This is a genomic window from Enhygromyxa salina (assembly GCF_000737335.2).
Classification (GTDB): Bacteria; Myxococcota_A; Polyangia; order Nannocystales; family Nannocystaceae; genus Plesiocystis; species Plesiocystis salina_C.
The window spans coordinates 17,137-38,275 of record NZ_JMCC02000088.1; the positions used below are offsets into that span (position 1 = coordinate 17,137).

A 21,139-nucleotide genomic window follows, 5' to 3' on the forward strand; every position below is an offset into this window, starting at 1 on the left:
TAAATTGGCGCTCCCGCCTCCATGGCCAAACGCTCCACGAAATTCGGCACCTTCGGCGGTGTCTTCACACCTTCGATCCTCACGATCCTCGGCGTGATCATGTACCTGCGGCTGCCGTGGGTGGTGGGCAATGGCGGGCTGTGGGTCGCCCTCGGTGTCATCGCCGCCGCGCACCTGATCTCGGTGATGACCGGGCTGTCGATCTCGTCGATCGCAACCGACAAGAAAGTTGGCGCGGGCGGGCCCTACTACATCGTCTCGCGCAGCCTTGGCTTACCGATCGGCGGGACCTTGGGCCTGGCGCTGTTCGTTGGGCTCTCGTTCTCGATCTCGCTGTACGTGATCGGCTTTAGCGAGAGCTTCTTGGCCCAGCTCGGGCTCGACGGGGGCATCGACAACATTCGGATCTGCGGGACGATCACGATCGTGCTGCTGACGATCGTCACGCTCATCTCAACGAGCTTTGCGATCAAGACCCAGTACGTGATCTTGGGTGCGATCGTGCTCTCGCTGATCTCGATCGCGCTGTCGCCGGGCGCGGCTCCGGCCGAGGGCATGCACCTCAAGGTCCCCGAGGGCGGCGCGTCGCTCGCCATGATCTTTGGGATCTTCTTTCCGGCGGTGACCGGGTTCACCGCTGGCGTGAACATGTCGGGGGATCTTCGCGATCCCAAGAAGTCGATCCCGGTCGGGACGATGGCGGCGATCACCACCGGGCTGATCGTCTACGTGTCGCTGGCGCTGTTCTTGGCCTGGAAGATCCCAGTTGACGAGCTGCTGAACAATTCCAACGTCCTGGCCGACCACGCGCGCTGGGGGTTCTTGGTCATCGCGGGGATCTGGGGCGCGACCTTGAGCTCGGGGTTGGGCAGCATCATGGGCGCGCCGCGGATCCTGCAGGCGCTCTCGCGCGATCGCGTGACCCCGGTGTGGCTGGCCAAGGGCCACGGCAAGGACAACGAGCCGCGACGGGCGCTGTTGATCGCGTTTGCGATTGGCGAGGCTGGGATCCTGATCGGCGATCTCAACGCGATCGCGCGGGTGGTCTCGATCTTTTTCATTGCGACCTACGGGTTCTTGAACCTCAGCTGCGCGATCGAGAGCTGGGCGAGCACCGACTTTCGCCCAGAGTTTCGGATCCCGCGGATGTTCAGCGTGGTCGGGGCGCTGGTCTGCGTGCTCATGATGATCCAGCTCGACATCGCCGCGACCGCGGCGGCGACGCTGGTGTTCATTGGCCTGTTCGCGTGGCTCAAGCGGCGCGAGCTCGCGCTCGAGTCCGGCGACACCTGGGCCGGGGTGTGGTCCTCGCTGGTGCGTTGGGGGCTCGAACAGCTCGACGCGGGCGGCCGCGGGCAACGCAGCTGGCGGCCCAACGTGCTCAGCTTCAGCTGGCGCGAGCTGCAGGATCACGGCCCGCTGCTCGCGTTTGGCAACGAGCTGATCCGCGACCGTGGCGTGCTCACGGACTTTCGCCTGCGGACCTCGAAGGACCGGCGCGAGGAGGCGGCGCAGGGCGGCGGGGCTGGCCGGGATCCTGGCCGGGATCCTGGCCGGGATCCTGGCGAGTCCGGGACTGGCCGGCAAAGCGAGGAGCGAGACAAGCAGGAAGACGGCGAGGTCACGCCGATCGCCGGCCGCTTCGCCCGCGAGGTCGAGACCGAGGATCCCTGGGCGACAGTGCGTTCGATCGCGCGGTTTCATGGGTTCGCGGGGCTCGAGCCCAACACCGTGCTGATCAACTGGGCCGAGCAGCGCCACGATCGAGCCGGCTTCGCCAACACCCTCGACGAGCTGGTCGCCCTCGACTTCAGCCTGTTGTTGTTGGCCCGCGATCCCAAGCGGGACTTTGGCACCAACAACCGCGTGGATCTGTGGTGGACGCCGACCCAGGGCAGCTTCGAGCTCGAGATGGCGCTGATCCGATTCTTGAGCATGTCCGACGACTGGCGGCGCTCGGAGCTGCGGTTCTTGCTGCTCAACGATGATCCCAGCCGCGGCGACGCGCTGTTCAAGTCTGCCCAGCGGGCGCTCGCTGACGCCCGGATCCAGGGGGCGGTCAAGGTGTTCAACAACGCGATCGGCAACCGACCGCTGTACGACTGGGTCCGGCAAGAGTCTGGCGACGCCGACTTGGTCGTGCTTGGGCTCCCGGCCGGGCCGCTGGGCGAGCACCCCGAGCGAATGGCCGCGCTCGATCAGCTGTGTGACGACATCGGCAGCGTGCTCGTGACCCGCGGCGCGAGCCAGTTCGAGCCGGTGCTGCAGCGGGTTGGCCACGCGGGTCGCGGCGGGGGTGGTCACGGCAGCGGCACGCGGGTTCGGGATGAGCGCAGCGAGCGCTCGCTGACCGGCGACGAGCTCGACGGGGTCGAGCTGATCCCGCTGCGGGCGCCCGAGCCAGGCGAGCTCAAGGCCGCCGCCCGCGAGCTCTCGCTGGCCCACGACGAGCTCGCGCTCGAATTTCACACGGAGTGCGTGGGCCTGATCTATGCCCATGACGCCGCGTTGATCGAGCAGCTGCGTGGGGTCGTCGATCGGGCCTTCGATCAGCTCGGCAAGGCGCTGGGGGAGCGCGTGGTCCTGCGCCAGCGCAAGCAGCTCAACAAGATCCAGAGCGGGTTCTTGTTTCAAGCCCGGCGGGCGCTGTCCGAGTTCGAGAGCGACCGACTCACCGCGCAGGTCGACGCGCTCGAGCACCGCGTCGAAGGCTGGCTCGGGCATCTCAACGAGCTCGAGCGCGAGGCGCCCAAGACCCTCAACGTCGCACGCGATCCGCAGGTGCTCGCGGCCGGGCCCGAGGATCCCGCGAGCTTGCGCCGCGCCAAGCGGCGGCTGCGGGTCCGGCATCTGTTTCAGGGTCCGCAGCTGAGCTACGGCTTCAACGCCACGCCGCTGTACAACTACTACCTGCGCTACCGCAGCCGATCGGCGCTGGCGCTGGCCTTGGACGACATGGCGCTCGACGGCTACCAGGTGCTGCTGGAGATCGGTCGCTCCATGTCCGAGGCCCGGCACGCCCTCGACGAGTTCGCGCTGCGCCTGGTCGAGATCCCCGCGTCGCGCTCGACCAAGACCGCGACCAAGCCGGGGTCGGAGCCGTCGGGGACCGTGTCGCTCGAGCCTTCGGGGCTGACACCGCTCGATCCAGACCAACCGCTTGGGCCGCGCGAGCGGGCCAAGCAGGAGCTCGCCGCGCGGATCGCCGAGCGCCGCGAGTTGGTGCTCGAGCGGCTCGACAAGCTGCTGGCGCGAACCCTCAAGCGCAGCGAGCAGAGCCGAGATCAGCTGTTGCATGCCTCGCGCAGCTTGGCGCAGAGCTTCGCCGACGACACGGCGCGGCTCGATATCCAGGCCTTGATCCGCAGCGAGCGTCGGCTGCCCAAGCAGGCCGAGGCGCTCGACGCCAGCTTGCTCGAGGCCGCCGGCGTGTGGCGGAAGAACCGGCAGCTGGTGCTCAATCGTGCGTCGCTGGAGCTCCACAACGCTGGGTTCCAGCAGCGGCTGCGGGCGATCGTCGAGCGGACCAAGGACTCGACGGCGATGACGATCCAAGCTGGGATCTTGCGGGGCGCCGAGCTCCTGCGCGAGTCCTTGGTCGAGTACCGCAAGGCGATCGAGGCCGGGCCGGACCCAAGCGCCGAGCTGGCTGCAGGCTTGCCAAAGTTGCGCTTCGCCCACGAGCTGCGCAGTGAATTTGACGACAAGCGCATGGTCGAAGAGCTGGCCCGCGAAGCCCAGGCCGCCAGCGTCGAGCTGCCCGACGCGATCGAGGTGATCGGTGACGACGCCTTGATGGATCTCGAGGATCAGCCCTTCGAGGAGACCGAGGTGCTCACGGTCTCGCTGCGGCGGCTCGTTGACTTCATGGTCCAGGCCGAGTTCCTTGGCGGGCTGCGCGAGCACACCGCCCGGGTCGCGCTGGCCGAGCAGCGGGCTGTTGGGGTCGCGCAGGACGTGCTGCACTTGGTGTCGTTCAACTTGTCCGAGTACGAGGCTGCGCACGCGGACGTCGAGCTGAGCTTGGCCGAGCGGGTGGGCCCGGTGATTGCGAACGGGCTGGGTCGGCTCGATGGTGAGCTCGAGCAGCTGCGCGCGCTGGCGTCGAGCTTGGGCGAGCGGATCGACGCGCAGCTCGGCAAGATCCTGGACCGCACCGAGGCCTACGTGATCACCGGCTCGGAGGACAGCTTCAAGCTCTACGTGCGCCACGAGCAATCTGGGGGAGCGCTGTCCAAGGTTGGCGGGGCGACCCGCTGGGCCCAGCGCCTGTCCAAGCGCCTGCTCGTGCGGCTGCTGTATCGCTGGAGCGCGGGCGTGTTGTTGGCGCGGCGGATTCAGACCGCCGAGCGCGGCAACGTGGTCGAGCAGGTGCTCGAGTTCGTCAACGCAAACAGCCCCAAGCCCGAGGTCCTCGACACGCTGCCGTTCTATTACTCGCAGCCGTTCTTGGGCCAGGCGCGGGTGAGCATGGAATTTTGGGTTGGACGCGAGCGCGAGATTGAAGACATCGCGGGGGCCGTGCGCAACTGGAGGCAGGGCCACAAGGGGGCGCTGCTGATCGTTGGCGAGGGGCTCAGCGGCAAGACCTCGCTGGCTCGCTACACCGCGCGCAAGCACTTTGAGAAGCGCAACAAGTACAACATCCTGCCGCCGCGGGGGGGCTCGGCCGACGCCGCGTTGTTCAGGTCGCGGATCGAGAAGGAGCTCAAGCTCAGCCCGGAGCTGAGTCGCAGCTGGGACGACATCATGACCGCGATCCCGACTGGGAGCGTGGTGATGCTTCATGATCTGGAGCTGTGGTGGGAGCGCTCGCTCAGCGGCCTCGCGGTGCTCGAGCAGCTCAGCGAGTTGATTGATCGCTATGGGGATCGGGTGTTGTTCATCCTCGAGCTCAACATCAACGCGTATCGGTTCGTGTCACGGGCGGTCCCGCTGGCTGATCAGGCGCTGGCCGTGGTCGAGTGCCAGCCGTTCACCGCCGAGCAGCTCAAGGACGTGATCGAAGGCCGGCATCGCTCGACGGGGCTGCACGGGGTCGTGGATGGGCGCGACGAGGACGAGCTCCCGGCCTGGAACCGGGCGCGGTTGTTCACGCGGCACTTTGATTACTCGGGTGGGTTTGTGGGGGTGGCGTTGCACAGCTGGATCACACACATCGAGCGTTTGGATGGTGAGGATCTGGTGATGCGTTCGCCCAAGGCGCCAACGCTGGAGGTCCTCGACCGGCTCAAGCTCGAGTGGGTCGCGCTGTTGTTGCAGTTCGTGCTGCACAAGCGCCTGACCCGGGCGCGATTGGTGCGGATCTCGGGGCTCGAGGCGGCGGTGCTGGACCGGGCGCTGGATGCGTTGGCGCGGATGGGGTTGATCAGCGAGGACAAGCAGGGGGCGATGGAGATCAACAGCTACGTGCTGCACTTGGTGGTCGCGAGTCTGCGCGGGCGGGGGTACCTGTGAGCCAGACGATGCTGGGGGGCGTGGGTGTGCCTGGGGAGCAGGGGGGCGACAGCCTTGGGCTCGAGAGCTTTGGGATCTCGGTGTTCGATGGGCTCGACGAGCTGACCGTGACCGGGCTCGGGTTGGTTGCGTTCGTGGTGCTTGGGTTTGTGCTGTTCGGCCTGCTTGGGGCGCTGCGGCGGCTGCTTGCGGTGATCCCCATGAGCAAGGCGCGGCGCGGGGCGCTGGGGCGGTTGCGGCCGGTGTTCGAGGCTACGGCGGCGTTGGTGTATTTGCTGTTGGCGGTCCCGATTGTGTTCAAGGGGCAGAGCTCGGTGATCTTGACCGTGCTGTTCTTTGGGATGTTTGGGGTGCTGTGGTTTCCGATTCGGGACTTCGTCAATGGGATGTTGATCCGGGCTGGGCAGCAGTGCGAGGTGGGGGATCGGGTGGTGGTGGAGGAGCGGGCTGGGGTGGTGCGGAGGCTTGGGTACCGGACGCTGACGCTCGAGACGGATGATGGGACGGAGGTCTTTGTGCCTTATGGGCGGTTGTCTCGGGGGGCGATCGTGCGTACGCGTCGGGTTGAAGGGGTGCACCGGTATGGGTTTGATGTGGAGCTCGATGTGGGGCTGGGGGAGGGGGAGGGGGAGGGGGATCCGTTGGCTGCGATGGCGTTGATCAAGGGGCTGGCGATGAATTCGCATTGGTCCTCGGTGGTGCGGGAGCCCGAGGTGGAGGCGCTGGCGGGGGGTGGGGTGCGGGTGTGTGTGTTTGCGTTGGGGCGGGAGCATGGGCCGGCGATTGAGGCGGCTGTGCGGCGTGGGTTGGGGGGTGGGTGATGGCGTGTGCCCCAGCCCGCACCGAGGGTTGTTTCTCACCGCCCTAGCCCGCACCGCCTAGCCCGCACCGAGGGTTGTTTCTCAGGGGGCCCTCTAGCGACCGAAGAACGCTGCGGCCGCGGAAGTGTGATTCCTAAATGTGGCCAGGCCGCTGTAGTGATCATCACATTGGGTGCGACCAGCGTCTCCAAAGTAGGGCTTTCGAGCAGTTGTCGGGCCGTCGCACGACCTCGACCCGGACCTCCGGTCGCGAGGAAGCGGCGCTTCGCCCAGCGAAACACCTCCAGCCAGCAAGTCTCAGTTGTCTCAAGCAGGAGACTCGAGACAGCCGAGCTCTCGACACATCCGATATGTGCCGAGCGGAAACTCGACGTCCCTCTGCCCTTGGTTGAATAGAGCCAACGCTGCCCGGTATGAGTCAACCCAGCGTCGATACTCGCTAACGGCCAGAGCCCGAAGTTCAGCGCACCGAGCCGCAAAGCGGGGCTTCAACGCCCCGAAGGGCTCAACACTATCTGGACTCGAATTGTGGGATTGCGCCAACACCTTGCGCATACCCAGTGGTGGCCCATCTGCCTTCGATTCGTGTTCACCGCGAGCGATCCCCTCGGCGATCCTGCTTTGGACTTCGACCGGGTTGGTGTCTGGTGGCGGCGTCAAATGCAAGGTTACTTCCTTCGGCATGTCGCGTTCTTCTCGGAAGAACTTGGTCGGTCGGCGAATAACTCGCACTTGCTCCCACCCCATCCCCACACTGGTGGCTCCTTGCCAGTCGACTGCACGGCCAACCAGGCGAGCACGGACGGGGTTGAGGATCGTGTACGCCATCTTCTCCAACACACTCTCCGGTTCGAGCAAGTGTACGGCGTTGTAGGAATCGCTGTCCCACACTGATTGCTTTCGGCCAATGGCGCGGTTGATCGCTCGTGCGAGGAGCGAGTTGAGGTCGCGCTGGAAAGCGGGGAGGTTCCCGTCGGGATCCGTTGCGACGAGGTGGTAGTGATTCGACATCGCCACGAAGGCGTGCAACTCGATGTTGTGGTCGGCAGCCGCGTGTGCGAGGGCGTACTCGAAGATTTGCGTGATCTCAGATGTGGGGCGTAGAAAGAAGCGTCGCTCGGAGCAACGGCGCGTGATCAGGTAGGTTCGACCGGGAACGATTGGACGTGGAAGGGTCATACCGGGGCTGTCGGCCCGGAGTGGCGGAGTTTGCATTCTTTATTGGATGCAGGGATGCCTGTATGCCAGGCTACGCGCTAGCGGCAAGGTAATGGCTCGGCAATAACTACCCTCGGTCGGGAGACCGGGAGAGCCAACTACCCTCGGTCGGGAGACCGGGTCCACGGTCGGGAGACCCGGTCCGGGTCCGGTCGGGAGACCGGGAGAGCCAACTACCCTCGGTCGGGAGACCCGCAGGGTGACCCTCGGTCGGGAGACCCGCAGGGTGACCCTCGGTCGGGAGACCGGGAGACCGGGTCGGGAGACCGGGAGAGCCAGCCCGCCCACGCAGCCTACCCCTTCAACGCCCCCCCCAGCACCGGCAGCAACCGCCCAAGCCCAGGCTTGAACTCCATCATCACCAAAGCCCGCCCCATCGCCGGCAGGTTCCGATGATCCACAAACCACGGCGGCTTCGGCTGAATCCGAAACGGCAGATCCATCACCGTCTTCTCCAGCGGCTCCCACAGCAAGTTATTATGCGACATCCCAATCCCGCTCTGCACGTCCGCCTGCGTGTTCCCCGGAAACCCACCCCACCCAGACACCATCAGCGCGCACCCGGCCCCCGCCCAGCCATTCACCGCCACCGTCCCATAGCGCAGCCCCGCGATCGCCCGCTCAACGGCCTCTGGCTCGGCCTTTCGGGTCTTCGGATGCACGATCAACGAACAGCTCAAGTTCCCCCACAGCTCGGCGTTCGCAAACGCAACCGCCAGCTCCAAGAACTCCGTCGGCTCGCCGGTCGGCACATCCACGACATTCAAGATCCCACAAAAGCCCTCGCACGTCAGCGCCCACTCGCCGCTGTTCATCGGCACATCGGTCACCAGGGTCCACGGCACCACGCCCTCGCCTTTGCGTCCAATGATCTGGTGCTGCGGATACTTCCCAATAAACTCGCGCCAGCGCTTCTCGGATCCTGGATAGTACGAAATCCGCGGCGGACTCGCGGCGATCGCTTGCTCGACCCGCGTCACAAATTCATCACGCAACGCCCAGTCTCGCGCGATCATCAGCACCTGCGGCGCCGCGCAGTTGTGTCCGGCGTTCTGCGTGACCGCAGCGGCGAGCTGCCGGGCGTGATAGTCGAGCTCGCGCTCGCTGTAGGGCCCCGGCGTGACAATGTACGGCGACACGCAGCCAAGCTCGGACGTGAACGGCCGCTCGTTGAGCCGCTCACCCGTCGCTTTGCGGCGCGCTCGCTCGTCGGGATCACTGCCCCACACGATCGCGTCATGCGTCGCGTCAGAGCCAGTCACATGAATCGAGTCGACCCCCGGGTGCTCGCAAAGATGCTTGCCAACCTCGATCCCGCCATACAGCACGCGCACAAAGCCAGCGTCGATCAACGGCTTGAACGCGCGCTCGATGTGCGGGCCATCAACCTCGTTGACGGGGTTCATCTTCAGCAGCACGACCTCGTCATCGACAAACAGCTTGTGCAGCATGTCGGTCGGCCCCAAGAAGATCTGGTTGCCAGCGCCCATGACCAGCGCGACCTTGCCCGGCCACGTCTCGCCGGCCGCCTTGCGCCGGTAGATCCCACCCTGCTCGGGCAACGCTCCTGGCGTGAGCCACAAGTCGATGTTCCACCCGGTGAACAGCGCCTTGTCGAGCAGGGTCTGCGGGAACACGCGCACGATCCACTGATCCCCCTCGCCCGTGGATCGGCGGCGCTGGGACACGGCCGGCGGCGCCCCGCCGTGCTCGAGCGCGTGAATGAAGTAGCGGACGCTCCGCGGCATCGCCAGGTACCCCGACAGCCACTCTTGCCCCTCGGGGTTGGTGCCCAGCGCGATGCCCTTGAGCGCGCACGAGCTCGCAACCCACGCGTCAGCTTCGGCCTCGAGCGAGATCATGACCTGACGCAACAATTTGATCCGCGCCTCGATCCCCGTTGCCACCCAACGGTCCGCGCTGGCGCGCAGATCAGCGACCGCGGCGTCGACTGCAGCGATCGGAGTGGGCTCGAGAGGGGCAGGGCGGCTCCAGGCTTGAACGGCGTTCATGGCGTATCCAGATGACTTCTCACAGCTCGGGCGAGGTCTCGTGCCGGGTCGCGTGGACCCGGGGGGACCGGAGGCTGCACCCACGATACCCCCCCGGCTTGCGCGCTATCCTCGCATTTGGCATCAACGCGAGCCAGATGGCGCGCACATCGGGGCAGCCCCCCACGGGTTGACACGGCCGGGAGCATCAGCCAATGTCCGCACCCCTTCGGGAGCATCAGAGATGTCGCAAGTCTGCCAGATCACCGGGAAGAAGCCCCTCGTGGGGATGAACGTGTCGCACTCGCACATCCGCACGAAGAAGCGCTCGCTGCCAAACCTGCGCTGGAAGCGGTACTGGCTCGGCACCGAGAACCGCTGGATTCGCCTGCGCATCAGCACCAAGGGCATGCGGATCATCGACAAGAAGGGCATCGAAGTCATCGTTGCCGAGCTGCGCTCGCGCGGCCAAAAGGTCTGAGCTCCGGTCGCCGCCGGCCGCGTCCGGGTCAGCAGATCTGGGGCCTCGATCGGCGAGGGCTCACGCTCGGATCTCACGTGGGTCGCGGCCGCCCTCACCCCCACGCCACCAACCATCGCCTCGGTCCAATCGGACCAGAGGCGATTCGTGCGTCTGGCTGCCGTGGCTGCCATGGGCTGCCAGCTCGCCCCGAATTGAACAACCCCGGCCCCAAGCAAGCTTGGAGTCGGGGTTGCGCGCGTCCACATGCAGGCGAGAGGCCTCGCCCGAGCGGAGATCATCAGGCGCCAGGGATCGCGCAGATGCCCACGTCCTCGAGTCCGGGCGGGGCCGTACCGTCGTCGTAGAACGCAATGCACTCGGTCCCGGGCGTCGGGCAATTGGGGTTCGAGATCTCGCACCAGGTCGCGCAGCATGCCGCGCCAGCGCAGTTGGGCAGCGCAGTGGCGTCCAGGCACAAGTGACCGGGCAAGCAGTCGTTGATGTAGCCGCAAGGCTCGTTGGTCGGGATGTCACCCGCGGGATCGCAGTTGAACTGCGCCCCGTCCCAGAAGCATGCCGCGCCCTCTTGCGAGCAGTCCTGCAGCAGCGGATCACACGAGTACAGGCACAGCAGCAGCGATCCGTCGTTGGAGATCGAACAGTTGAATTGCTCTTCGCAGAGCGGATCGTCGGCGCTGCCAGTGCACAGCGGCACGCAGATGCCGACCGCCTCTTCGTTGGTGTAGTAACACATGAAGCCGACGTCACAGTCGTCGGTGCCCGCGTTCGCGCCGTCGTAGGTGCACATGTCGCCGGTCTGCGCGGTGCCCTGGAGCGGGACGCACTTGCTGGCGTTCCACGTGTCACTGCCGGCGTTGTAGGCCGCACACTTCTCACCTTCGGGGCAGTCTTGGGCCCATGGATCGCAGGTGTTGGCGCCCGGGATGTCACCCTCGGTCGGGACAAACCCGGGGTCAGAGGTGGTTGGTTCGGTGTCGTCGTCGCCAGAGTCCTTGCCGCTGTCGCTGGTCTCGTCTCCCGTGTCGCCGTCGCCGTCGCCAGAAGAGTTGTTGGCGACGGTTGTCGCGGTCGTGCCATCGGTTTGCTCTTCTTTCGAGCAGGCCGCGAACACGAGGACGCCGCCCAATCCGACGCTGATAAAGTTGGTAAGATGACGCTTGCTCATGGATATCCCCTCAGCGAACGACCATACACCATCGCCACGCGGCGAGGGAAAGCCGATCCTCGCGGAGCGGCCGGCGTGCGGTGACTCTAGAGGGGAGGGGAGTGGCGTGCGCGGCGCGCTTTCAATCGGGCGTGGCGCCCAGATCTCGGGTGCAGTCCCTGCTCGAGTGCACCGAAGCGCAAGCCGGCGAGAGAGTCGCCGACAGTGATGGCGTGGAAGTTGGCGAGGTATCTAGCCCGACCTCAAAAACAGTTTTTGCATTTGCCCGTGACCAGGTCGGCTCCGCGCGGGTAAAACACCGCGGCCCACGTGGAAGACAACACCACCCTCATTCTCGTCGCGCTGATCGTCTTCGCGTTCTTGATCAGCCGCTTGCTCCATCGCTACGCCGAGCGCGTGGCGTTGGTGTCGGGTATCGAGTACGCGGTCGTCGGCGTCCTGATCGGGCCGCTGATGCCGTGGAGCCTGATCAACGAGGACACGCTGGTGTCCCTGGATCTACTGATCTCGCTGTTGCTCGGCCTGCTCGGGTTCATGGTCGGGCTCCACGCCCGCGAGGCCCTGCGCCGCTTCGAGCACTTCCTGGCTGGGTCGCTCGCGTCGGTGGTCGTGGCGCTGATCGTCGGGGTCACGGTGCTCGCCATGCTGCAGTGGCTCGAGCCCGCGTACCTCGACGATCCCGTCCCGATGTTCGAGATCCCGGTGTGGACCGACGGCACCCGGCTGTACCAGCTGTGGGCGGCCGACGACGCGCTGTGGTTGGCGCTGACCTTGGGGGCGGCGGCGGCGATCGCCTCGACGACGGCGATCTCCTCCACGGCCGAGCGCTTGCAAGCAGAGGGGCCGCCCGTGGTGCTGCTGCGCGATATCGCCAGCGGAGGTCAGGTCATTGCGATCATGTTGTTCGGCATCGCGCTGGCCGGTGATCGTGCCGTCGACGCGGCCGACGACTACGGCCTGAGCTTGGTCGAGTGGTCGATGCTGATCGGCGCGGCCGGGGCCATGACCGGGCTGCTGTTCACGATCTTCATCGGCGGCGCCGAGGACGATCTGCGCCTGTACTTGGTGACGATCGGCGTGGTCATCTTCGCGGCGGGGATCGGCGCGGCGCTGGGGATCTCGCCGCTGTTCGTCAACCTGGTGGCCGGCCTCGTCGTCGCGGCGACCTCGGCTCACGGGGATCGTCTGCGCAAGAACCTCGACCAGCTGCGGCGCCCGGTGTCGATCCTGCTCATGGTGTTCGCGGGGATCGCCTGGCACCCGGTCATTGGTTGGATGTGGTTGATCCCGGCCGCCTACCTGGTGACCCGGGTGGGCGCGCGGCTGCTGGCCACGCGCTGGGCGGTCTCGACCTTCGTGCACGGCGTGGAGTTCCGGCGCGTGGGCGGGGGCCTGATCGGTCAGGGGTCGCTGGCCGCCGCGGTCGCGCTCAGCTACGCGCAGGGGCATCCAAGCCGGGGCGAGCTGGTGCTCAGCGCGGTCCTGGTCCCCATGCTGATCACCGACCTGTTCGCGGTCCGGACCCTGCGCCGGGTGCTGGCCAACGCAGGGGCGATCCGCCCCCGGGCCAAGGTCGATCGCCAGTCTGAAGACCGGGCGGAGGTCCCCGCGCCTGCGGTTGTCGCCAACCACGGCCCAGACGAGCCCCAGAACGAGCCCGCGATCGACAGCGGCGACGGTCCTCCAGACGACCCCCACGTCGACCCCCCAGTCACGAGCCACGAGGAGCCAGAAGCTTGAGAATCGTGATCATCGGAGCCGGCGAGGTCGGTCGCCACCTCGCGCGCTCGCTGCAGACCGAGGCGGAGCTGATCCTGATCGACGCGGACGCGGCCGAGCTCGCGGTCGCCGAGGAGGGCCTCGACGCCCTGACCCTGGTCGGCAACGGCATGCATCGCTCGGTCCTGCACCGGGCCGAGGTCGCGCGGGCCGACATGGTCATCGCGGTCACGCCCGACGACTCGGTCAACCTCGTCAGCGCGGCGCTGGCCCGCTCGCTGGGCGCGGCGCGGGCGGTCGCGCGGGTCGACGACCCCAAGTTTTACGAGACCAAGCGGGGCTTCGAGCTGGGCGTGCTCGGCATCGAGGCGTCGGTGTGCGCGAGCCGGCTGGTCGGCGTCGAGCTGCTGCGCAAGCTCGCGGGGGTCCGGGCGCGTCAGGTGGTGCCGTGCGCGGCGGGGCTGGTCCAAGTCGCGAGCCACGTGATCGGGGAGGACTCGCCGTTGCTGGCCCGCAGTCGCGCGCGGGCGATCACCTGGCCCGAGCAGGTCCGGGCGGTGGTCCGCGCTGGCCAGCTGCGGCCGTGCTCCGAGGTCGAGCACGCCGAGCTCGGTGACGTCGCGCTGATCGCCTGTGGCCCGTTGCGGCTGCTCGAGCTGCTGCATGAGCTCACGCCCGCGGCCGGGACCACCCGAACCACGATCGTGGGTGGTGGCGACGTCGGCGTTCAGCTCGCGGGCTTGCTCGGTCCCCGCGAGCTGCTCGATCGCTTGATCGAGAGCGATCGCGGCCGGTGCTGGACGCTCGCGGAGCAGCTCCACGGCGTGCAGATCCTGCACGGCGACGGCACCAACATCTCATTCTTGCGGGAAGAGCAGATCGGCCGGGCCGACGCGCTGCTGGCCGTGACCGGCTCCGACGAGGCCAACCTCATGACCTCGCTGCTGGCCCGCGAGCTCGGCGTCGAGCATGTGTTCGCGCTGGTCCATCGGCCCGGCTACGCGGGCGTGTACTCGCACCTGGGCGTGACGGGGACCGTCAGCCCGCACGAGACCATCACCAACGTCATCCACAGCATGCTGCCGCGAGGGATCCTGGTCGGGCGCAGCGCGCTGACCGAGCTCGCGGTCGACCTCGTCGAGCTGCGTCCGGCCCAGGCCGGCGTCCGCGTGTCGGATCTGCCGCTGCCGCCTGGGGCGGTCCCGCTGATCATCGCGGGTCGCAGCAACCGCGTGCCCAAGCCGCGGGCGGCCCTCGAGGTTGACGACGTGCTGGTGGTGGCGCTGCCCGGCGGCCGGATCCCCATGCTCGAGAAGGCCCTGCGCCGCAAGCCGATCCAAGCCACCGGAGGAACCAAGGCGTGACCCCGCGCGCGGTCGCCAAGCTCGCTGCGCCGCTGATGGCGATCGTCAGCGCGACCATGCTCGCGCCGCTGACCCTCGCGCTCGTCGATCTACTGTGGCGCAGCGCCCTGGCCTACCTGGTGTCGGCGGTCGGCTGCGCGCTGGTGGCGTTGGCGCTGCGCCAGGTCGGCCGCAAGCAGGGCGACGAGATCCACCGCAAGGACGCGATCGGCGTGGTCGTGCTGATCTGGACCGTGATGGGGGTGTTTGGTGGCTTGCCGTTCATGATCGAGGGCGCGCTGCTCGACCCAGCCGCGGCGGTGTTCGAGGCCGTCTCGGGCTTCACCACGACCGGCGCCACGGTCATGGGCGACATCGAAGGGCTGTCGCGGGCCAGCAACCTGTGGCGCTGCGAGATGCACTGGATCGGCGGCATGGGCATCGTGGTGCTGTTCGTCGCCGTGTTTCCGCAGCTTGGGGTCGGCGCCAAGCAATTGTTTCGCAACGAGGTGCCGGGCCCAACGAGCGAGGGGCTGCGCCCGCGCATCAGGCAGACCGCGCGCGCGCTGTGGTGGATCTACTTTGCGCTCACGCTGCTGTGCGCGGTGTTGTTGTTCGTCGCTGGCATGCCGCTGTTCGACGCGATCTGCCACGCGATGTCGACGCTCGGGACCGGCGGCTACTCGAATCGGGCCGCCAGCGTCGGCGCCTACCACAACTACGGGATCGATCTGATCACGGGGTTCTTCATGTTGGTCGCGGGGCTCAACTTTGGGCTGTTCTACGCGTGCGCCCGCGGCCGCTGGAAGACCCTGTTTCAAGACCCCGAGGCCCGCTTCTACCTGGCGATGAACCTGCTCGTGACCCTGGTGATCGCGTGGACGATCCTGCCTCGGCACACCTCGATCTTCGAGGCGCTGCGGTTCGCGGGGTTTCAGACCCTGTCGGTCACGACCACGACCGGGTTCATGACCGAGGACTTCGACACCTACCCGAACGTGGCCCGCTACCTGTTGTTCCTGTGCATGTTCGTGGGTGGGTGCGCGGGCTCGACCGCTGGCGGCATCAAGGTCGTCCGCGTGCTGCTGCTGTTCAAGATTGCGAGCCGCGAGCTGCGCTCGCTGGCGTCGCCCAACGTGGTCGCCACGGTCAAGCTCGGCAAGACCGCGATCCCGCCGGCGGTGATCTCGGGCGTGCTGGTGTTTGTCGTCACCTACATGTTGATCTTCGCCGCGACCTCGATGCTGTTGGTCGCGCTGGATCTCGAGCTGGTCACGGCGATGACCGCGACGGTCGCGTGCCTGTCATCGGTTGGACCGGGCCTCGACGCGGTCGGGCCGGCCCAGAACTTCGCGGTCGTGCCCGCGGTCGGCAAGCTCGCCCTCAGCTTTTGCATGATCGCCGGCAGGCTCGAGCTGTTCGTGCTGCTCAGCGTGTTCTCGCGGGAGCTGTGGCGACGATGAAGCGCCTGTTCGTGATCGCCGCGCTGCTGGCCATGATGGTCGGCCTTCGCCTGCTCGGCACCGAAGGATCGGGCAGCGCGGATCCGCTGACCCTGGCCGCGATCGGCTTCGTGGTGCTGGCCGCGTTCGCGGTCGCCGAGCTGTTCGCCAAGGCCGGCGTGCCCAAGATCACCGGCTACATCCTGTCTGGGATCGTGCTGGGGCCCTACGTCGGCAAGGTGCTGTCGATCGAGGTCGTCGACCAGATGGGCATGTTCAAGACCCTGGCGGTCGGGCTGATCGCGCTCACGGCCGGGTTGGAGCTCGAGGCCAAGGCGCTGCTCAAGCTCGCGCGCACCCTGGTCGCAACGGTCGGGGCCAAGCTGCTGATCACGGCGCCGCTGGTCGGGGCTGCGTTGGTGGCGATCGAGCTGAGCTTTGGCGTGCTCGGGCTCGCGGACAGCTCGGCCGCGATCGGCGTCGGGTTGGTGTTCGCGGCGCTGTCGCTGGGCACGTCACCCTCGATCTCGCTGGCGGTGGTCGCAGAGTCCGGCGCCAAGGGCCGGCTCGCGGAGCTGGTGCTGGGCGCGGCGGTGCTCAAGGACCTGGTGGTGGTCGTCGTGCTGGCGATCTGCGTGGCGGTCGCCCAGGCGCTGCTCGGTGGCGGGAGCGTGGGCGTGGACGTGCTGGTTCACGTGGGCGCCGAGCTTGGCCGATCGGTGCTCGCGGGCGCGGTGATCGGGGCTGGGCTGATCGCGTACATGCGCTGGGTCAAGGCCGAGATGCTGCTGTTCGTGGCCGCGATCGTGCTGGTCGGGGCCGAGATGGCCCACGCGTTTCACCTCGAGCTGCTGCTGATCTTCATCGTCGCTGGCTTCACCGTTCGCAACTTCTCGGAGCACGGGCACGACCTCCACCACCCGCTCGAGATGGTCTCGCTCCCGGTGTTCGTGGTGTTCTTCACCACCGCCGGCGCCGACATCGACGTCCGCGCGACGTGGCAGGTGCTGCCGCTCGCGGTGGTCTTGGTGCTGGTCCGGGCTTTCGGGTTTTGGCTGTCTGCGCGGGTCGGCAATCGGATCGGCAAAGAGGGCCCGGCGGTGTCGGCCAACGCCTGGTACTCGTACCTGCCGCTGGCCGGCGTCACGCTCGGGCTGGTCGATCTCGCGGCGGGCAAGCTCGAGCCCCAGGGGCTGCAGGCGCCGATCTTCTCCCTGGGCATGGCCGTGGTGGCGATCAATTTGCTGGCCGGGCCGATCCTGCTGCGGATCGGGCTTCAGCGCGCCGGCGAGCTGCCTGGCTCGGGGGCATCGGAGCCCGAGTCCGCCGCGGCCGGTGACGCCGACGCGCGGCAGACCGTGGGTCGCGGCCCGGCCTCGCTGGTGCCGCTCGATCCCCTGAGCGACGACCTCCAAGCTCGGCTCACGCAGCTGCGCGAGCAGGTCGCGACAGAGCTCGAGCGCGGCGTGACGAGGTTGATCGGCCCGTGGGTCACGCTGCGGCGCCGCGCGCTCGCGCATCTCGACCCAAGCTCCGTCGCGCAGATCGCCACGCTGGCCGAGAGTCCGCCGCGCAGCGACGCGACCATGCTGGCCAACGAGCTCGCGGCGTTGTTCGAGCAAGCCGCCAACCATCCGCAGCGCCTGGACGTGAGCGTACGGGTCCCGCTCGAGCCCCGGTGGTTGGAGTCGAGTCCGGGCGACGCGGCCGGGCTGCGCCTGCGTCGGGGGTGGCGGCGGGTTCGGGGCAGCCTTGGCAGTCGCCGAGCCAAGCGGCGCTCGTTGCCGATGCGGCTGATCGCCCGCGAGGCGTTCGAGTCGCGGCTGGCGACCGGAATGCTCGAGCTGTTTCGTGCGACCTGTCGTACGGAGGCCCGGCTCGCCGACGCGCTGCGCCGCTCACTCGACGGCACGCTCGACGCCGGCCAGGTCCGGGAGACCCTCGACGAGATCCTGACCAGCTTCGAGGCGCAGGCCCACGCCAACGTCCAGAGCATGCTCGACGCGAGCGCGCGGCGGATGCATCTGCTGCTGGCCCGGATCGACTCGCCCGCGATGTCGATCAACGAGCTGGACTTCTCCGAGGCGGCGACGGGGATCGAGCGCGAGCTTGGCACGCTGCTCGCGGAGGCCGAGCAGTGGCCGCAGGTGATCGACTCGTGCTGGCAGACGGTCGAGGTCGGCGCGCGGATCCGTCGGCTCGACGATCGGATCTCGCACGGGCTCGCTGGCGTCACGGATCTGACCAAGGCCAGCGAGACGATCGACGAGGAGCTCGGGGCGTTCGGGCGGCGGCTGCGGGCGTTGCGTGAGCAACTCGAGGGCAAGGACGCGCTCGAAGCCGAGGATCTCGACGGGCTCTCGACGCGCGCGCGCGCGCTGTTGCCCAAGCCGGGCGCCAAGCGGCTGCGGGTGGTCGAGCAGCGGCTGCGCCGGTCGAGCGACAGCAAGGTGATCCATCAAGCCCTGCGCGAGGCCGCCGCGCGCGACACCGGGGCCAAGCAGCTGGTTGGGCCAGAGATCGTCGCCAGCGCGCCGAGCCCGGCGGAGGTCCACACCCGCGAGATCGACGTCCGCGAGCTGATCGACGGCGAGATCGCGGGCCGCGTGCTGCCGGCGACCGAGCGCGAGCTCGACAGCGCGGCCAAGCTGGTCGCCGACACCCACCACGCCGCGCTGGCGATCGTTGGCGACGTCGAGCTGCTCACCGAGGTCTACCGCAGCCGCGAGAGCCAGGACGCGACGATCGACAACCTGCGCGCCGGACTCGAGCGCGCGCAGGCCAGCTGTGATCAGCTCCACCGCGAGGCCGTGGCCGCGCTGGTCGAGTCGGCGCAGACGGTGGCCAGCGAGTTCAACGGTCTCGGCGATCGCTTGGCGGCCGCCTTGAACGACGCGACCGGGACCGGCGACGGCACCGGCTGGGTCTCGCGTCGGACCGACCTCGCTCGCCGTCAGGCGTTTCGCAAGCTCAGTCAGCTGCGCGATCGCGTGGCGGCTCGGGTCGGCGAGCGCTGGGCTCAGCTGCGCGCCCGCATGTCGAAGCTCGCCGCGTCGCTGACCCGCGACTACCGGCTGCGCTCGGGCCTGAGCCTGCCCTCGGCGGCGGCGATCGCCAAGCTGATCGAGGCTGACAACGCCTTGCGGGTGAGCTCGGCGTACGCGGTGCTGTTCGCGGATCAGCCGATCCGAGATCCACGCTTCTTCGTCGCCAACCGCGAGATCCTGCGGGTCGTCAGCAAGGCCGAGCGAGCCTGGCAGCAGCGACGCGCGGCCAACGGCGTGCTGATCGTGGGCGGGCCCGGCAGCGGCAAGACCTCGCTGCTCAACGTCGCAACCCTCAAGCTCGCAACCCGCGACGTGATGTGGATCCCCGAGACCCGCGCAGGGTTCGTCGCTGCGATCGCGGGCGAGCTGCACTGCGTGGCCACGCTCGACGCCGTCATGCGCCGGCTGCTCGATCGGCCGCGGGTGATCGTCATCGATGATCTCGAGCAACGGCTGCCGGTTGGTGGGCGCGCGGTCGATGAGCTCGAGCTGCTGACGCAGTTGATCGCGCAGACCTCGGAGTCCTGCTTTTGGATCGTCGCGGCCTCGCAGGAGCTGCAGCAGCTGCTGGCCCGCCAGTGGCCGCTGCGCGTGGGCTTCGCGGAGATCGTCGAGCTTGGCGCGCTCGACCCAGAGGTGCTCGCGTCGGTGATCTTGGCCCGTCACCGGATCAGTCACCTCGAGCTGTCGTTTCCGCTGTCACCGATCCGGCGCGTGGTGGCGCAGCTGCGCGGGCGCGAGGGCGTGGGCCAGCAGCGGCGCTACTTTGCTGCGCTCGCGCGCAAGGCCGGCGCCAACCTGCGCGCGGCGCTGGCCGAGTGGTGCCGCGCCGCCGACATCACGGATCAGACCCTGGTGCTGCAGGCGATCGCGGGCGGGCGCCAGCTGCCCTTCGTGCGCCAGCTGCCGAGCACCGCGCTGGCCCTGCTGGCGACGGTGCTCCGCTTTGGTCCGTTGGATCGTCCGTCGCTGGCGTTCGTGCTGCGCCGCGACGGGGTCGAGCTCGAGCGCTGGATCCACTTCTTGTTGATCTCGGAATTGCTGGTGGTCGACGAGCGCGATCGCTTGTGCTGTCCTGGCCACGTGCGTGACGTGCTGGCCCCGGAGCTACGCGACCTCGCGGTCGCGCACCAGGAGGCTGGCTGATGGACAAGACTCTAGCGATCGAGCCCCCGCTCAGCCTTGGCGCCCGCTTGCTGGCGGAGTTCGACGCGCTGCTGCACATGTCCTCGCTGGGTCTGGGGATCTGGCTGGCGTTCGTGCTGGGCCTGGCGTGGGCGCTGGCGTGGGCCGGGCCCGCGATCGTCCGCATGATCTGGCGGCTCGGCAGGGATCCGCGCCACCGCTTGGGGTTGTTGGCCAGCGCGCTGCGGATCATTGGCCTGGTCGTTGGCGTGGCCGGGATCTTGCGCCCCGTGTTCTCGCGCGCGCCGACCCTGGGGGTCGTGGCTGTGTTGCTCTTGATCGCGCTGGCCGGGCTGGCCACGCCCACGCAGGTGCGAAACCTCGCCAGCGGGCTGTCGCTCGCAACCCGCTCGCGCGTGCGCGAGGGTGACTTGGTCACGCTCGGTGAGCTCGAGGGCACGGTCCGCGAGATCGGGCTGCTTCGGGTGGGTCTGCGCACGGTCGACGGCGGCATCACCCACGTGCCCGCGGCCGAGTTCGATCGGATCGCGGTCACGGTCGGCAGCCGCCGCGCCGCGACGCCGATCGAAGCGCAGGTCGTCGCGGGTCCAGGGTTTGACGAGCTGGGGCTCGAGCGGCTGCGACGAGCCGTGTGGATGAGCGTGTACCGACGGGCCGGCAGCGATCTACGACTGACCCACGACCCACGCACGGGCCGCGTCGAGGTCCGCATGGACACCTGGGCGGCGACCGCCGTGGTCGATGTCGAGCGGCACCTGCGGGTGTTGCTGTTCGAGCTGACCCGGGATCCAACCCAGGCTGGCGACGGCGCGAGCGAGCCACAACAGGAGCCGGGATCATGAGCGGGTCGAGCCGGCGAGACTTCTGTCGCGGACTGGGGGGACTCGCGTGTCTGGGTCTGGGCGGGTGCAGGATCGACCCGATCCTCGGGATCCGCAGTGAAGACGACGCGCTGCCCCTCGCGTTTCCCGAGCTGCCGCCGCAGATCCCCGACCAGCTCGCGGACGCCGAGACGACCTTGCGCGCGCTGACCGAGCAGCTGCTCGAGCGCGAGCTGCCGCGGCTGACGACAGGCGATCTGGGCGAGCGACCGTGCGAGGACCCGGCCGCGGTCAAGCACCTCCTCGAGCTCATGCGCAACTTTGGGCTGAGCCCGTCTGGCAACCGCGGCGGGTGGGTGCAGCCGGTGATGCTCGATCTCGTCGAGCCAACCGGCGGCCCGGCGGTGGTTGGGATCCGGCCCGGGTCCGAGCCGGCGCTCGTGCAGCTGCAGGAGCAGCCCGCCACCGCCCCCGCCTCCGCCCCC

At 68.2% G+C, this 21,139-nt stretch carries 12 protein-coding genes; 9 read left to right on the forward strand and 3 right to left on the reverse strand.

Going from position 1 to position 21,139, the window contains the following annotated elements; genetic code table 11:
- Positions 1-21: 21 nt before the first annotated feature.
- On the forward strand, positions 22-5,457 hold the full coding sequence (locus DB30_RS28860; protein WP_052554958.1) for an amino acid permease: 5,436 nt from the start codon (positions 22-24) through the stop codon (positions 5,455-5,457).
- Between the two features lie 20 nt (positions 5,458-5,477).
- The gene (locus DB30_RS28865; protein ID WP_165703994.1) at positions 5,478-6,278 is read left to right on the forward strand and encodes a mechanosensitive ion channel domain-containing protein; all 801 of its coding nucleotides are present in this window, start codon (positions 5,478-5,480) and stop codon (positions 6,276-6,278) included.
- Between the two features lie 306 nt (positions 6,279-6,584).
- Here DB30_RS28865 and DB30_RS28870 read toward each other — a convergent pair whose 3' ends face one another.
- Positions 6,585-7,457, reverse strand: coding sequence for a transposase (locus DB30_RS28870; protein WP_052554962.1), 873 nt, complete (start codon positions 7,455-7,457; stop codon positions 6,585-6,587).
- A gap of 332 nt (positions 7,458-7,789) precedes the next feature.
- Positions 7,790-9,508 (reverse strand): aldehyde dehydrogenase family protein, encoded by a 1,719-nt coding sequence (locus DB30_RS28875; protein WP_052554964.1) that lies wholly within the window; start codon positions 9,506-9,508, stop codon positions 7,790-7,792.
- Between the two features lie 223 nt (positions 9,509-9,731).
- Between DB30_RS28875 and rpmB the strand changes: the two genes are divergently transcribed.
- The gene (gene rpmB, locus DB30_RS28880) at positions 9,732-9,968 is read left to right on the forward strand and encodes a 50S ribosomal protein L28 (RefSeq protein WP_052554966.1); all 237 of its coding nucleotides are present in this window, start codon (positions 9,732-9,734) and stop codon (positions 9,966-9,968) included.
- Between the two features lie 280 nt (positions 9,969-10,248).
- Here rpmB and DB30_RS28885 read toward each other — a convergent pair whose 3' ends face one another.
- The gene (locus DB30_RS28885) at positions 10,249-11,136 is read right to left on the reverse strand and encodes a hypothetical protein (protein ID WP_052554967.1); all 888 of its coding nucleotides are present in this window, start codon (positions 11,134-11,136) and stop codon (positions 10,249-10,251) included.
- A gap of 309 nt (positions 11,137-11,445) precedes the next feature.
- On the opposite strand from DB30_RS28885, the gene DB30_RS28890 reads away from it, so the two are divergent.
- The 6 genes from DB30_RS28890 to DB30_RS28915 form a co-directional block, all read left to right on the forward strand.
- Positions 11,446-12,876 (forward strand): cation:proton antiporter, encoded by a 1,431-nt coding sequence (locus DB30_RS28890; RefSeq protein ID WP_052554969.1) that lies wholly within the window; start codon positions 11,446-11,448, stop codon positions 12,874-12,876.
- Positions 12,877-12,881: 5 nt separating this feature from the next.
- Positions 12,882-14,219, forward strand: coding sequence for an NAD-binding protein (locus DB30_RS28895; RefSeq protein ID WP_052554971.1), 1,338 nt, complete (start codon positions 12,882-12,884; stop codon positions 14,217-14,219).
- Positions 14,216-15,661 carry a TrkH family potassium uptake protein gene (locus tag DB30_RS28900; RefSeq protein WP_052554973.1) on the forward strand — a complete coding sequence of 482 codons (1,446 nt, stop codon included), beginning with the start codon at positions 14,216-14,218 and terminating at the stop codon, positions 15,659-15,661. The genes DB30_RS28895 and DB30_RS28900 overlap by 4 nt, the downstream gene beginning before the upstream one ends.
- Positions 15,658-19,833 (forward strand): cation:proton antiporter domain-containing protein, encoded by a 4,176-nt coding sequence (locus DB30_RS28905; protein WP_146661065.1) that lies wholly within the window; start codon positions 15,658-15,660, stop codon positions 19,831-19,833. Before DB30_RS28900 ends, DB30_RS28905 begins: the two co-directional genes overlap by 4 nt.
- Positions 19,833-20,675, forward strand: a complete 843-nt coding sequence (locus DB30_RS28910) for a mechanosensitive ion channel domain-containing protein (protein WP_052554978.1) — start codon at positions 19,833-19,835, stop codon at positions 20,673-20,675. Before DB30_RS28905 ends, DB30_RS28910 begins: the two co-directional genes overlap by 1 nt.
- A partial coding sequence (locus DB30_RS28915) for a hypothetical protein (protein ID WP_146661067.1) occupies positions 20,672-21,139 on the forward strand: 468 nt, incomplete at its 3' end. The genes DB30_RS28910 and DB30_RS28915, both read left to right, overlap by 4 nt.